Annotated in this window: 15 protein-coding genes; 6 read left to right on the top strand and 9 right to left on the bottom strand. The window is 56.1% G+C overall.

Going from position 1 to position 14,584, the window contains the following annotated elements:
- The first annotated feature begins 80 nt into the window (after window positions 1-80).
- Window positions 81-1,562: a sialate O-acetylesterase gene (locus OSO_RS0110445; RefSeq protein ID WP_010583316.1), complete on the top strand. Its 1,482-nt coding sequence runs from the start codon at window positions 81-83 to the stop codon at window positions 1,560-1,562.
- 162 nt (window positions 1,563-1,724) lie between these two features.
- Here the strand turns inward: OSO_RS0110445 and OSO_RS0110435 are convergent, their stop codons facing one another.
- Together OSO_RS0110435 and OSO_RS0110430 are read right to left on the bottom strand one after the other, a co-directional pair.
- Window positions 1,725-3,071, bottom strand: a complete 1,347-nt coding sequence (locus OSO_RS0110435; protein WP_040591630.1) for a Gfo/Idh/MocA family protein — start codon at window positions 3,069-3,071, stop codon at window positions 1,725-1,727.
- Between the two features lie 253 nt (window positions 3,072-3,324).
- Window positions 3,325-3,588: a (2Fe-2S)-binding protein gene (locus OSO_RS0110430; RefSeq protein WP_029246859.1), complete on the bottom strand. Its 264-nt coding sequence runs from the start codon at window positions 3,586-3,588 to the stop codon at window positions 3,325-3,327.
- Window positions 3,589-3,828: 240 nt separating this feature from the next.
- Between OSO_RS0110430 and OSO_RS0110425 the strand changes: the two genes are divergently transcribed.
- Complete coding sequence (locus OSO_RS0110425; RefSeq protein WP_010583313.1) at window positions 3,829-4,182, top strand: hypothetical protein; 354 nt, start codon at window positions 3,829-3,831, stop codon at window positions 4,180-4,182.
- A gap of 80 nt (window positions 4,183-4,262) precedes the next feature.
- Here OSO_RS0110425 and OSO_RS0110420 read toward each other — a convergent pair whose 3' ends face one another.
- From OSO_RS0110420 to OSO_RS0110385, 5 genes are all read right to left on the bottom strand, one after another.
- Window positions 4,263-5,270 (bottom strand): metalloprotease, encoded by a 1,008-nt coding sequence (locus OSO_RS0110420; RefSeq protein WP_010583312.1) that lies wholly within the window; start codon window positions 5,268-5,270, stop codon window positions 4,263-4,265.
- A gap of 324 nt (window positions 5,271-5,594) precedes the next feature.
- Window positions 5,595-6,407 (bottom strand): thiazole synthase, encoded by an 813-nt coding sequence (locus OSO_RS0110405; RefSeq protein WP_157605134.1) that lies wholly within the window; start codon window positions 6,405-6,407, stop codon window positions 5,595-5,597.
- 18 nt (window positions 6,408-6,425) lie between these two features.
- Window positions 6,426-6,629: a sulfur carrier protein ThiS gene (gene thiS, locus OSO_RS0110400; protein WP_010583310.1), complete on the bottom strand. Its 204-nt coding sequence runs from the start codon at window positions 6,627-6,629 to the stop codon at window positions 6,426-6,428.
- A gap of 117 nt (window positions 6,630-6,746) precedes the next feature.
- Window positions 6,747-7,829 (bottom strand): DUF1559 domain-containing protein, encoded by a 1,083-nt coding sequence (locus OSO_RS0110390; protein ID WP_010583309.1) that lies wholly within the window; start codon window positions 7,827-7,829, stop codon window positions 6,747-6,749.
- 197 nt (window positions 7,830-8,026) lie between these two features.
- A complete protein-coding gene (locus OSO_RS0110385) occupies window positions 8,027-8,728 on the bottom strand; it encodes a hypothetical protein (protein ID WP_010583308.1) in 702 nt (233 codons plus the stop codon).
- Window positions 8,729-9,349: 621 nt separating this feature from the next.
- Here OSO_RS0110385 and OSO_RS47760 point away from each other — a divergent pair.
- The 4 genes from OSO_RS47760 to OSO_RS47750 all read left to right on the top strand — a co-directional run bounded on the left by OSO_RS47760 (window position 9,350) and on the right by OSO_RS47750 (window position 12,625).
- The gene (locus OSO_RS47760; protein ID WP_010583307.1) at window positions 9,350-10,024 is read left to right on the top strand and encodes a hypothetical protein; all 675 of its coding nucleotides are present in this window, start codon (window positions 9,350-9,352) and stop codon (window positions 10,022-10,024) included.
- Window positions 10,025-10,236: 212 nt separating this feature from the next.
- Window positions 10,237-10,638, top strand: coding sequence for a 6-pyruvoyl trahydropterin synthase family protein (locus tag OSO_RS0110365; protein WP_010583306.1), 402 nt, complete (start codon window positions 10,237-10,239; stop codon window positions 10,636-10,638).
- Between the two features lie 323 nt (window positions 10,639-10,961).
- Entirely contained in the window at window positions 10,962-11,777 is an 816-nt protein-coding gene (locus OSO_RS47755) for a hypothetical protein (RefSeq protein WP_157605133.1), read from the top strand.
- 443 nt (window positions 11,778-12,220) lie between these two features.
- Window positions 12,221-12,625 carry a response regulator gene (locus OSO_RS47750; protein ID WP_010583304.1) on the top strand — a complete coding sequence of 135 codons (405 nt, stop codon included), beginning with the start codon at window positions 12,221-12,223 and terminating at the stop codon, window positions 12,623-12,625.
- Between the two features lie 119 nt (window positions 12,626-12,744).
- Here OSO_RS47750 and OSO_RS0110340 read toward each other — a convergent pair whose 3' ends face one another.
- A complete protein-coding gene (locus OSO_RS0110340; protein WP_010583303.1) occupies window positions 12,745-13,884 on the bottom strand; it encodes a hypothetical protein in 1,140 nt (379 codons plus the stop codon).
- Entirely contained in the window at window positions 13,881-14,372 is a 492-nt protein-coding gene (locus OSO_RS0110335) for a hypothetical protein (RefSeq protein ID WP_010583302.1), read from the bottom strand. Before OSO_RS0110335 ends, OSO_RS0110340 begins: the two co-directional genes overlap by 4 nt.
- Window positions 14,373-14,584 lie beyond the last annotated feature (212 nt).

Here is a 14,584-nt window from a genome sequence, read left to right as displayed (position 1 = left end):
GGGACTCGTGTCTCCAACCGCGGACACAGTCGTCCGTGGCAAGAACGATTTCCGTTTCTGGCCGGCGGTTGGACCTTGAAATGACTGGTTGCAAGACTGGTCGTGTCGCCGTCCTCCTTGCGCTCATTTTTCTTTGCAATACGGGCCTGGCCGATGTGAAATTGCCGGGGCTGTTCAACGAACAAATGGTCTTGCAGTTTGGGCAGGAGCTGCCCTTTTGGGGGTGGGCTGAGCCCGGTGAAGATGTCACAGTGACGATTGTCGCCACCGACGCTGGCAAAGAAAAACCCGACACGGCCACAACTGTTGCCGCGGCGGACGGACGCTGGCTCGTTCGACTTCCCGCTCGAAAAAAAGTCGTCCCCGTGACCGTAACTGTCACCGGAAAGAACGCGTTTACGTTCGCGAATGTGCTGGTGGGAGATGTCTGGATCTGTTCTGGCCAGTCCAATATGGAATGGCCCGTCAGTGCGGCACAAAACCATCAAAGCGAAATTGCGGAAGCGAACTACCCGCAGATCCGCATTTTCAAAGTCGAACGCAATACTGCGCGTGCCCCGGCGACAGATGTTGAAGGGACTTGGATCGCGTGTTCACCGGAAACGGTCGGCGACACCAGTGCGGTGGCCTACTACTTTGGTCGTGAACTGCACCAAAAATTGAAGCGACCCGTCGGGCTGATCCAAGCCGCCTTTGGCGGGGCGAACTGTGAAGCCTGGACGAGTCAAGTGGCGCTCAAGTCCGATGAGGAATTCGATCAAATTCTGGTCCGCGGCGACCGTGCCAGTAGCGACCCGAATCAGGCCAACAATCCGAATCGGGCGTCCGTGCTTTACAACGGCATGATCGCTCCTCTGCAGCCCTACGCGATCAAAGGGACCATCTGGTATCAGGGAGAGACCAACGCCGCTCGAGCCTATCAGTATCGCAAACTGTTTCCGGCGATGATCAATGATTGGCGTCGCAACTGGGGACAAGGTGACTTTCCCTTTTTGTTCGTCCAACTCGCGAACTACGTTCCGGACAAAGCGAGCCCGGATCATCCGCCTGAACCCGAAGAAAGTACGTGGGCGGAACTTCGCGAGGCACAGGCCAAAGCTCTGGCACTTCCGAAAACCGGCATGGCCGTGACGATTGATATTGGTGAACCGCGAGATATCCATCCCAGAAACAAGCAGGAAGTTGGCCGCCGGCTTGCGCTCGTCGCGCTGCGCGGCGCGTACCGTCAGGATGTGATTGCAAGCGGTCCGATGCTCAAGGCGATGCGCATAGTTGATCGCGAAGCGCGAATTGAATTTCAAGCGGCCGCCGATGGACTCGTCAGTCGTGGTGAAACGCTCAAAGGATTCGCAATCGCAGGTGCGGACAAGAAATTTGTCTGGGCCACTGCCAGGATCGAAGGGGCTCAGGTTGTCGTATCAGCGCCGAGTGTTTCCGAACCCGTCGCGGTTCGGTATGCCTGGGGCGACAACCCGGAATGCAATCTCTTCAATTCGGCTGGCCTGCCCGCCGTCCCGTTTCGAACGGATAATTGGCCGGGCATCACCCAGCAGAATCGCTGAGCTTTGGGATCACGACGGCCTGTTGTGACGGTGTCGCGTGCCTCGTAAGTCCGAAAGCGTTTTTGGCCTCGATTCGACGATCGGTGCGCCCGGCAGTGTTGATCTCCACCACAACGATCCCGCGGTGCGAAGATCGTCGTGGTGGAGTTTGCAAAGCGGTCGTCATACGGATGAAAGGCCTGGGACGTCCCAACCTTTGCGATAAGGGCGACGAACCAGGTGATCTGCCGCAGGCTTGTTGCTGAATTTCAGTTGGGCGGCATTCCATTCGAGTGTTTCGTTCGGAAAGAACGTCGCAAGTCCCCCGAGAAGAACGCTCTCGGTGAGTGGCCCCGAGTATCCGAAGTGGGCCGATGTCGTGCCGTTGCCCTTTACGGCGTCGACAAACTGGTGCCAATGATTGACCGGATCAAGCGTCGGATAGACAAATCCGGCGAATTGGGCTTCGGGCAAGAGGACTGGCATACTGACATGCGGCAGCAGCAAAGCGCCCTTTTCACCCATGAACAGCGACCCTTGCGATGGCAGGGGGCGGTCTCCAAGCAGTGGCCTGGTGACTTCGTTTGAAGGACGTTCAACTCCATCGTACCAGGTGATGGGAATCGAGGGGCCGATGGTGTGTTTCGTCTCGGGGAAGGTCAGGTGAACGACAGCATCGTTGGCCCAGTTGAAGGCATTCGGAGCGGGCCCTGTCGAACGCAACGTGGTGGGAGCGGTCAGTTCCAATGCTTTAAACACCGGATCGAAGATGTGGCATCCCATGTCGCCGAAGGTGCCAGTCCCGAAATCCAGGCGTTTCCGCCAATTCCCCGGGTGGTAGTACCCATTACCCAGAAATGGACGCGCCTCACAAACACCCAGCCACTGATCCCAGTTGAGGTCCGCAGGGATTGGGTCGGTACGATCAGGTCGGGATTCTCCGTCGCCCCACCGCTTTTCACTCCACGAGTGAACGCTCTTCACTTTGCCGATCGTGCCGCCCTGGATCAACTGAACCGCCGAACGATATGTGACGTCGGAATGAATCTGGATTCCCATCTGGGTCACCAGTTTCTTTTGCGTCGCGAACTCGGCCAGCTTTCGCGATTCTGCGACATCGTGCGTCAGGGGCTTTTGGCCATAGACATGCAACCCGCGCTGCAGGGCCGACATGCCGATTGAAGCATGCATATGGTCAGGGGTAGAGACATTGACCGAGTCGAGATTCTTGGACTCTTCATCAAGCAGGCGTCGCCAATCCTGATAGACGCGCAATTCAGGGAAACGAGCTTTGAGAGCCTCGGCTCGCCCGATGTCGACATCCGCGACACACACCAGCTTCACATCAGGGTGCGTGATGATCTGACCGAAATCCGCGGCGGCCATGCCTCCGGCGCCGAAACTGGCGTGGCGGACGACATTATTCGGCGATGCGGCCCGCAGGTTTCGTATGAACGCGGGAGCGGCGAAGGCGCCGGCGATCGTCTGTTTGAGAAAACTTCGGCGCGACGTGGAACGAGTGAGTGGCATCAGCGTTCTTCCTCGAACAAGCAGTGGCAATTCCGCGCGTCAGGTTGAACAGCGCGGCGGCAACCTCACCGACTTGGTCGTGATGCGTGCTGTCGTGACGAGAACTTCTCGAGCTTCCAATCAGGACGGATACGTCAAACGACATCGCGGCGAGCAGATTCGCGAGCCTGCGGGCGATCCTCGCGAATCTGTCAGGACAGAGTGGCCGTGCCACTACATGTACTCTGCCCTCGCGAAGATTGCCAACGTCGGCCTATTCGGCGGAATAGGCGATCGAACCATGCTGCAGACGCTTGGCGACAGCATTCTCGTTCAGCAGTCGCTTCAAATGGCGATGGCATGCCGTGCATCCACCACCCGCGCCACAAACTTGCGTAATGCCGCGAACGCTGACCAGATCGTTCTGCTCGATCGTCTCTTGCACTTCCGCGTGGGAAACGCCGAAGCAATGGCACAAAGGCCGCTCAGGACATTCAATTCGTCCACCGAGGCGAACAGCGGGCTGACTCAATTCCATGAGGATAATCCGATGGCGGGCAGCTGGCGGGAAACTGAGACTCAGTCTCATTATCGGGCGTGCACAGGATTCTACCGTCATTCAAACAGAAATCAATCCATTTTCCCGCAGAACTGTTGTGGCGGTTGTAGCGGAGTTTTCGACTGCAGCAGTCGGCGAAGACGTGGCGCAAAGAACGGGCGTACTTCGGGTTGTGCGGAAGCTGACTAAAGAGACGAAGCGGCGTCGATACCTCCTGCTATGGACGAATTTGAACTCGAACAACTGCGGCGGCAACCCAAGTGGGTATCCGTACTTGAAACTTACCAACAGCTTGCGCTGCAGGGGCGTGCACAATCCTCTGAATTTGATGGTTGGATTCCAAGAATTCAGCAAGTTACCCACGCCAACACGGACGAGCTGCCGGGGATCCACGGGAAATTGATCGCATACGGCTTCTTGAAGTTTGATTTGGCCGGCCGCGACGGAGGAATTCGCTATCAGCTGACTCCTTTGGGTAAAAAGGGAATCAACGGTGCGGAGGCATCGGAAGACGACGAGGATGCCGAGATGTCTGCTGAGTCTCACAATCTGCTGACGCTCAAATCAGCGTGATGGATTGTTGGATTCGTCTCGGGCCGTCTAGCGCGCGTGCGATCCGCGAAAACGCGTCACAATTGGGCTGGCGGTGCGACTTAGCCGTCGCCTTTTTGCCGACCGCGAAGCAACTCGCTGCAGCTTTTCAGCAGCTTTTGCTCCTGTTCAGAGAGCGACTTCAAACCTGTTTCGTGAACCTTCGCAAGCAGCGAATCGAGTTGCTGTTCGGCCTCCATGCGTCGAATGCGCTCCTGCTGCTCACGCCTGACGCGTCGTCGTTCACGCCACCGCTGAAGCAATCCTGGCGGTGCCTGGCGCGTTGCCGTTTGGTTCGAACTGTCGAGGCTTTCATAGCTTCCGGAAAAGTCGTATCCAAACCCGGAGTCGTCCAGCGATTCGCCCATTTCTTCCTGCATCAGTTGGACGACATTAATCAGCAGGATGAATGTCCCGACCAGGACAATTTGACTCATGTCGGCGGCGGCTCCGACGATCAGCAGGACGACCGAGACGGCCAAGCCCACATGCATGGCGGTGCGATGGACAAGTTCGGGGTGGATCTTCGTCGAAAGAATTGCTCGCAGAATTTGGCCGCCGTCCAGCGGCATGACAGGCAGTAGATTGACGAGCAGCAGAATCCAGTTGGCTGCAAATATGATGAGGCCCAGTTCACGCCATGCGGATTCCGCGTGGAATTGACTCACCTGCAGGACAAAGGGGTTCAGGACGCCCCAGAGCGTATCCTTCGCATACCAGCCGGGGAACGTCGCGATGCAGACCAACAGGTTGGCAAAAGGGCCGGCGGCGGCCGTCATGGCCAAACCGAACGCACCGCGTCCAGGTCGAGCAGTGGCAAGTCCCCCGAAGGGGCTCAGATGGATTTCGTCACAGTTCCCCCCAGTTGAGCGAGTGGCAAACACATGTGCGAATTCGTGCGCCAGGACCGAAAGGCAGAGCACGACCGTGAACGTCAGGCCCACTTCAAGACCGCACCGCGGAATGATGACGAACGGGACAAGTGCGAACCAGACACTGATGCGAACGTCGGTCGAGAATATTCGTCCCACGGAAATCGAGGGGAACATCCAGTTGAGCCGCTCGTTCATCGCATTTTCACCTCAGACCGACGCAACTGATCCGCCGATGCGTTCGTGTCTCGTTTTTAGATGATCAATCGAGAGCGCGATTTCGAGAAAAATCGTCACTTCTGACATCCTAGTCCGCGCGGCGCGCGTAGACAATCAAGGTTTTGGGTTCTAATGAAAGGGATGCAGACATTTTTCGAGTTCTGAAGAACACAACATGACCGACGCCGGCCATCCTGTCACATCCGCTTGTCGTGTTCGGGGCGCGGTAAGCGTGCCACCACCGTTCGAATTCGTCATGGCGTTCGTCGCAACAAAGCCGCAGGCCCCTGTTGCAATCGAACTTCACCGCAACGGCGAAATCAATCCGGTTTCAGGGCTGCTTGCCGTGGCGTACAGTTTCCTCGGGATTCGTCCAGAACGCGCGGCCAGATATCCTGCCTGGCACGCCAGCCGCATTGCTTCTGCCATTTGAGCTGGGTTTGTCGCCGACGCAATGGCCGTGTTCAGTAGAACGCCATCGCAGCCCAATTCCATGGCGAACGCGACATCGCTGGCCGTACCGACGCCGGCATCGACGATCACGGGATAATTCGGATCGCCTTCTTTCAGATATTCCAGGCAGATTCGAATGTTGCTGGGGTTGAGGATCCCCTGTCCGCTTCCGATCGGGCTGCCGGCTGGCATGACCGACGCGGCACCGGCATCTTTCAGGCGGCGTGCCGTAATGGGGTCATCGGTCGTGTAGCAGAGAACTTGGAATCCGTCAGCGACCAACTGTCGAGTGGCTTCCAGCGTCGCGACAGGATCGGGTAGCAGGGTTTTCTTATCACCCAGAACTTCCAGTTTAACCCAACTGGCTCCCGGGTTCTCGAGCCCTTCCAGAATTTCGCGTCCCAATCTGGCTGTACGGATGGCATCGTCCGCCGTGAAACAACCTGCCGTGTTCGGCAGGATTGTATAGCGTTTCAAGTCGATGAAATCGAGGATATTTCGTCCCGCGGCATCAACCAGCCGCTCGCGCCGAACGGCCACCGTGATGACGTCGGCACCGCTGATCGTCAAGCATTCTCGCATCAACTCAAAGGTGGCGTACTTCCCAGTACCGACGATCAGTCGTGACTGAAGCTCGTGCGTTCCCACTTGCAAGGGATTCATCTCCGGCGTCATGCTGGCTTAACCTCCGCCAACCAGGGTGACAATTTCTAATTCATCATTCGCCGAAAGCCGGGTGCGGCTGTGGTCGGCGCGTGAAACAACGTGCCGATTCAGTTCCACGGCAAGGAATTTCGGGTTCAGTTTGAGTTGTTCAAGTAAGTCGGCCACGGTGGCTTCAGGGGCAATATGCTGAAGTTTGCCGTTCACAAGAATGGGAACCATGATTGTTCGCAGAACACCTTCAAGAAAAAGAAACCCGGTACCTGAACGATACCGGGTTTGATCGTAAGTTCAAATCGATGCCATCGCGAATCGATGGTTGGGCCTGACCCACCAACGTTACCACGCTTCGGTGACGTTTTCGATGTTCTGGTTCGGGATGTACTGTCGCAGTGCTCCGTTGCGCGTCGAAATGGCTTTGAAGATGTTCTTGTCGATCTTCTTAGAGACCTGCTTTGTGGAGCCGTCCACCAAGGCGAAACAGGCCAGGTCACCCGTATGGCCACTGCCGAAGCTAAAGAACTGCGTGATCGAGGTCGAAGGAGGCGGGTTGCCGACATATTGAATGTTTTGCGGCGACTGATTGGTAATCGTCCAATAGGTATCCCACAAATCAGGGTGCGAGACGTCATCCCAGACGCGAACGCAACAACTAAACGCGTCTCCCCAGTACCCAAAGAGCGAATCGCCGACCATCAGCGTATTGGACGAGCCATCAGACACATCACCCATCCGTACCGCGCTTCCAGCATAAAGCATCCCATTCGGAAGGCGGGGGATGTTCGGATTGTTCGTGTTGGGATCGGGATTCGTGTTTGGATTGTTGTCATACGCACCCATATTGCCGCGATAGGTTGAGTACGCCCAGTTTTGCGACATTCCCGTCCCAGGTCGACTTGTCGGAAGTTGGGTCGCGCTCGGACAAATATAGGACTGTACGTTTGTGCGAATGTACTGTTCGTTTGGAGATGATGTCACGTTGTTGCCATTGGTCAGGCCGAATTTCGGTTGCGCGAAATCGAGACTGATTGTTCCTTCACCCATTTGCGACAGAATGAATGCGTGCCAGCCCCATTCGGCGGGCATCAGCCATTGAGTCACGTTCGTCATCGTTCTTTGATTGTTGACAATCGTGGAAGCGGTGAACGGTTCCGGCAATGTGGCCGACTGGCTGCCGCCATTGTTCGGCTGGATGTAGCCCGGGGGGAAAACTCTGAATGCGCTTTCGTAATTGTGCATTGCCAATACGATTTGCTTGAGGTTATTCAAGCATTGAGCTCGGCGGCCGGCCTCACGCGCTTGTTGAACGGCTGGCAGCAGCAGCGCGGCCAACATGGCGATGATGGCAATCACAACCAGCAGTTCGATCAATGTAAAACCCAAGCGAGTCGTGGCGGGTTTCGGAACGGATCGACGAATCATCACTGGCTCCTTCGAACTGAGTGGCCGTTTAGTGTCGTTGTCGAATTATAGCCCAACTCGCCGGCCTACGACGCGACGCTGGCGATTCATTCAAGACATTAACAGAAAAAACAGGGGTTTTCAAATCCCGTTTTCGGCAGCGACCCGAAAACAAGGGGGGATTGAAAATCCGACGGGCGGGGCGAGCCGGGCTGCACTCAGGGCGATTCGACGCGCAGGGGAAACGGATGTCGGTTATCGGGCCACAACGGAACTGATCCCGTCACTTCGATGCGCCAGATCACATCGAGCTCCCGCGACGTTTGTGACAGTCGCGCCGTGTCAGGAATCAAAAATTCGGTTGATTTCTCCCAGAATTCTTCGTGCGCGATGCGACCTGGGCGTTCGTCGAACAGCGATTCGCTGTGGATGAGAGACTCGGTTGTGGTGCAGTATTCTTCGGATTGATCATTGGACGCGGCCCGCGTTTTCCACTGGTGCCGCCGTTCGATGCAGACCAGTGCCGCCGTCAGCGAATCGAGTGTCACGGGGCCTTCTTGTCGTACGCAGATCCGCACGGTTTGACCCGGAATCAGCCGCTCGGCATCGACTTCGACAAGCGGCTCGCGGACACGAGCCCCCAGCCATTGATAGATGGCACTGAACGTCAACAGTACTCCCAAAGTGGCCACCATGCCGGCGATCAAGAAGAACAGCCATGAATTGCGGACATCCGACGGTCCATACATGGCAATCAGGGCAATTCCAACACCCAGCGGAATGAACAGCAGACCGAGAATCATCGCCAGTCCGATTCCGCTGCCCCAAGGGGTTTCGCGTCTCAAACGGATTGGAAGTCTTCGCAGGCTTCTGAGTTGGTTGATGGCAGAATCAGGGATACTGCTCGCGGCATTAGTCATGTTGCGTCAGTTCTCCACTTCAAATGAGTCGATTCTTTCTGTGTCCATTCATCGCGGTGTCAATTCATCGTTGGGCGTACGTCGCCGATTCGGCGTGTTCGGGGACGGTTTGGCGACGCGATGGTAGCGGAAGTTGCCAAACTGCCCACACCGCAGTTTCCAATTTCCCGGCGAAAATCTGCAAGTCCGCCGTCGGATTCTCGCGGAATGCTTATTAAGGGGCTCGCTGACATGTCGCGCTAGCAGACTGTTGAAGCCATGGGGACTGGCTCCGACCAGATTAAAAAACGCCATGACATCGTGAATGCCGAGGTGCCTGTCCCCCTTACTTCAACAGACTGCTAAGCGTCTCGAACGGATCATACGAACAGATTCGTCCTGTCCAGCCTTGGATCACCGCTGGCTGGACTTCGGTTCCGGCCGCAGGTCGGTGGCATCGCGTCGAGTCCACTTGGGGCGCACTTTGTACGCGGAACCGCTGGGGATTCGTTTTTCCGCAGGATGGCAAACCGGTATGCTCCCCGGAAACCTGTGACGTACACGCGTTCATGACACGGAGCCCTTCCGATTGCTTGGTAATCGAACGGTCGCATGTTGGTGGTGAAGTGTGCAGGATGGAGAATGGCATCGGTTCGTGACGAAGGCCACGGAGATACGACGATCAATGGAGTTGACTGCATGTTAGAGCGAATTGGCGCGATCTCGATCATTCTGGGAACGGTCCTGGGGGTATTCGGTTCGTGTTGGCTGGTCTTGAGATTCCTCAGATCCCGGTTTGGGACGCTGCCCTCGCGCAAGCTGCGATCCCCCATGTGGTTGCTGCTGGTGTCGGTGCTGATGACGAGTCTTCCGATCGGAATCAACGCTGTCATCACACGATTTCAAAGCCTTGGACCGCTCAGCACGATCGTCGATGGCGAGCGGCACCTGACGCTGACGGGTTGGGACCAGAAGGACTATTCGATCATCGCCGCACAAGGGGACACGATCGTGCTTCAAATGGCGAACGCGGACGTGACGGACGAAACGTTGCAGTATTTGTCGGGAATGACGCGATTGCGAGAACTCGATCTGAACAATTCTCAGGTGACCGATGCCGGTCTGGCTGTCATCGCGGCCTTGCCGGAGTTGAAAGATCTGAGACTGGCCCATACCAAGATCTCGGATCAGGGGTTTCGGCAGCACCTGGCCGGAAAAGACAGTTTGACCAACGTCGACCTGCGTGGAACGGATGTTGCCAGCAAGACCGTTCGTGAATGGAAGGCGGACAAGCCGGACCGTCGAGCGCTCAAATAGGGACAACCTCACGATTGAACGAGGTGCCCAACCGCGACAGCACAAGGGGCCGCGTGAAGCCGGAATGCACGTCGTGCGAGGGCACGATGTCAGTCGCGTCCAGCGAGACAACGCAAAACGCTCGCGGAGAAGGTTCGGGCGTTGCCCCCCCGGTGCGTCTGACCTAAACTTTTCTCATCGTTCAAGACGGCAACTCAAGTTGGATATCCGAGATGTTTCGCGTGACCCAGGAAATCGATTTTTGTTACGGCCATCGTTTGCTGAACTACGATGGAAAGTGCAAGCACCTGCATGGCCACAATGGTCGAGCGATTATTGTGCTGGAAGCGGAAAGTCTTGACCATCGGGGAATGCTGGTCGATTTCTCGGACATCAAAAAGCAAGTCGCGGGTTGGATCGACGCAAACCTTGATCATCGGATGATCTTGAGTGCGAATGACCCCGCGATTCCCTTCTTCCGCGAACAGGGCGAACCGCTGTTCGTTATCGAGCCGAATCCGACGGCGGAAAATATTGCCAAGTTGATTTACGACTTTGCAGCCTCAGCGAAACTACCCGTCGCCGAAGTGTCTCTCTGGGAAACCTTCAAGTCCCATGCAACCTATCGCAGGTAACGGACACCTTGTGCTGTTCAATTGCTGACGAAAACTTTGCCACGAAATCGCGCGACCCAATACGTTCGATCGTGCCCTGAATCGGTAGGCATTCCTGGTCGAATGTCTATCGATTCCGGCGAAGTATGCCGACATGCGACGCGAAGTCTCTGCTTCCCGTTGTTTCTCGCCACGTCATCCTCCAGATCACGTTGACACTCGATAAAACTCTGAATTAACGTCCTCCAGCCCGTTGACTGATCGCTCGATCAAGAGCATGGGTTTCTCGCGATATCTGCAGAAACGCCGCGCTTTTTAGGCTAACGGAGTCTGGGAGGATGGAAATGCATTTGGATCGCTCGCTGTATTCTCGGTTGATGAATCACATTCAGCTTGTGGTTGATGAAACGGTCGCAGAAGAGAGCCCGTTTCCCCACATCTTGATCAAGGAGGTCTTCCCTTCCGACGTTTACAGACGGCTTTTGCACGAATACCCGTCGTTGGCGTCATTCTCCAAGGCCAATCCCAAGCACCACACCAATGAGTACGGTGGAAGTACACGGCAGCGGATGACGCTGTCAGAAGCCGGATTCAGTACGATGTCGGATGATCAACATCGATTGTGGGCGACAGTTCGTGCGGCGATTAGCAGCCGTGAAGTTCGTGATTTGGTGTTTGCAAAGCTGTCAAAGGGGCTTTGCCGTCGATTTAAGGTGCCCGCAGCGGGCCTGCGTGAGATTCCTGCGTTTCCGCGCGGGCAGCTCTACAGTGAGGTGGATGGGTATCGAATCCTGCCTCACCCCGACACGCGTGAGAAAATTGTGACCATGCAATTTGCGTTTCCGGCAGACACCTCGTTACGTGACGTCGGAACCGAGTTTTATACACGCAGCTTGAATCCCGCCCACTACCTGCGTGAACCTCGCGGATTCTCGATCAGCAAATCGATGCCGTTTCTGCCCAATCATGCGTATGCGTTTTCCGTGCTCAACGATTTTGGAATGAAAAGCTGGCACGGTCGCAGCACGATTCCGCCCATGAATTGCGTGCGAAATTCCTTGCTCCACATTTGGTATACGGAAGCGGACGAAACCGATCGTGAATTGGTGGCCTATCAGGACTACCTCAGGGCACCGGCGTTCCAGCGACGGGCGGCCTGAATTCAGGCTCCGTGTCAACCGATGACGAAATTCCCCTGGGCGTCGGTCTGTTCGCTCTAGTTCGAACGGACCGACGACAGGAGTCTTGGTCTTGCCGCAAAGGCCGTTACGACCGTTCGAATCAAACCTTCTTGGAAGGTCGGGGAAATCGGTTCTGCCGACAGGGATGCCTGAACCGATGTTACCGAAGGTGGTAAATCGGATTTGTTTTGTTCAGTTTGTTTTGAGGTTTCGCCGTTTGCGAGGAGCGCAATTCGAGCCTAGGTTTCCATGTGGCGGCGCCTGAAATCAGCTTGCCGTCCGCCGTTACCGAATTTTCACGCTCCCGCCGATATTCACGACGTCCACCAACAGACACACCCTACGCCATTTCTTTTTTTGAAATGGTGATCAGTCACCGTCTGCTTCACGACTCTAGAGTTAGTCGAGAAAGACATCTCCCCATGCACGCGATGAAAAACCGCCGCCGTTCCGTCTTGATCGCCGAATCCAATCGCACTCTTGCACAATCATTGAGGCTGCAACTGGAAGAGATGGGGTTGCAAGTCTTCGTCGCACACGACGGGGAACAGGCGGCCATTCTCGCCGCGCGTCAGCGGTTTCAACTGATCATCGCCAGCCTTGAGCTGTCTGGCCGCGGTGGTTCTGAACTGTGCCGACACGTTCGGGAAGATCTGCGGTTGACAGAAGTGCCCATCGTTGTGACCGCCGCGGCGGAATCCGAATCGGACGCCCGCTCGCTCGTCTATCGCCACGGTGTCTGTCGTGTGATTACTCCGGCGACGAACACGGAAGCCATTGTCGACGCCGCTCAAGAATCCATCGAGTATCTTGTCGCTGCGATGTGATTCGCGGACACGCAGTGTTCGATTGCCGACTAAGCTGCCGTTCGTGCGATGATTCGTTCAATGGGGGCTGTTCTGCTGACACATTTCGCCGGATGACGTCCGACCTTTTGCGAAGTGCGTTACTGCGCCCATTCCCAATCTTCGGTTTCCTGTTCCGAGACCGCGTCTGACTCGGCAGCGGAGTCGTCAAACGAGAGTCGAGCGCGGCCCACCGGGGCTTCGGGAAGAACGTGATCTCGGTCGTCGTCATGGCCCGAAAATTCTGCGGGGGCATTGTGCATCGGCCCCTCGTCATAGGATTCAAGAGCCTCAAGCCCCTCAAGCCCCTCACGCCCCTCGGGCCGGACGGCCAGTCGCCGCTGGGGCAGATCTGCGTCGAGCTGAATCATCTCGCAACCGCGATGCTCTTGCATTTCGAAGACTTGGGATGGAATTGAGGTGGGATTGATGTCGACTTTCCCCAGATCCATCGTGACAGACAAGTCGTTTCCGGGCCAATTCAACTCGATCCGATGAGGCAGCACGATTCCTTTGTCGTAATGATGTGCACCCAGTTTTGCGATGGCGATGGGAGCTCCGTTGTAGTCATACAAACTATGTTCGGTGATGATCCCGCCCTTTTTCAAATTGACCAAGACAACTCGGCGAAGTGGTTTTCCGTGCGCCGAGTAAAATTGCTGAACGAGCCGAAGCTCTTCTTTTGTTGGCAGCATTTCCAATTGCACGCCGGATGTGGGAAGTGGTGAAACACCAAGGGCTTCCATCAACCAGCTAGGTTCAAAGGGGACACCGTATGATTGCCTAACGGCATCGATGTTCTCGTGTTTGCACGTCACAAAAGCGGGTTCGGGTTGCCGAGACCAAACCCAGAATCGTTGATCATTTGAACCCAGATCAAATTCGGTTCCCAATGGGGACGAGACGACCAGACGCACTCGATGCATCTTCTCAACCGCAAGTTGTCCCGACAGCGTCACGGGGACTCCCTTGGTTCGAATCTTGACGTTACTGGCGCGCCAGGATTGAAGTCGGTCGGTCGTTCGATTGAGGTGTGCGACAACCTCTTCCATTTGCGGATCACTACCGCAACTTAGACGAGGCGCTTTCGCCATCGGATCTCGCGTCCCCATGATCAGCATGCCACGGCGACCGGCGCAACCCGAAAGCGAGGTCACAAATGCGAATACGATGAACACATGCAGAACCGATTTGGCGGTGCTCCTGTTCGCCCTTCGAGTTGCAGCCGTCGCGGGGATCATGCTTGCCACTCCTGTGCGAGTTGTGCTTTCAGCTCGGATTGCAGCCGTTGGGTTTCCGTATCGTCGAGATGGTAGTTTCTGACTTCGAAGTTTCCTTCGCCGTGAACGCCGCTAAGCTCCAGAACTTCGTCGTCGGACTCGAAACGAACATTCTCCAACCTCAGTTTTCGCTGTTGCAGCAACACCAGGGCCAAGACGTAGCGGGTCCGTTCGTGAACCGGGCTCGCTTCTTCACTCAATTGTTCGAAATAACGCAGCGCAACTTCAGGATCGATTCGTTGTGTACTCGGGTCGATTGCAGCGGGGACTTCTGCAGTCCAGTGCGCGAGATGTCCCGCAGGCGGTCCGGTCCATGCGTCTGCCGAAAAGTCGAGTCGAACCAGATTTCCCTCTTTTTCCATCAGAACCGAGTGGCACGTCGATCCCGGTGCGAGCGGTTTTCCCGTCGCAGCGCAGGTTTTTCCAAGCGGTTTTACGTGATAATCCATACGGTTTACGAGCTGCTATGGAATGTGTCGCGAATCGGTAAGGGAAGGATTGTTCGAAGGGTGGCACGACAATTGTTTCAACCTGATCGCCACAAAAGACGATCGAGCTATCGTCTTGCGGCGGGGTTTTACTTGACCGGCGACTTTTGCCGCAAGACGAAACTTGAAGCAATCCTCCGACACCGGATTCCCCGGCACCGTCGGCTGCCTTT

This window comes from Schlesneria paludicola DSM 18645, assembly GCF_000255655.1.
Lineage (GTDB): Bacteria > Planctomycetota > Planctomycetia > Planctomycetales > Planctomycetaceae > Schlesneria > Schlesneria paludicola.
The sequence above is the reverse complement of the archived record's forward strand: the minus strand, read 5'-3'. Positions and strand labels throughout refer to the sequence as shown.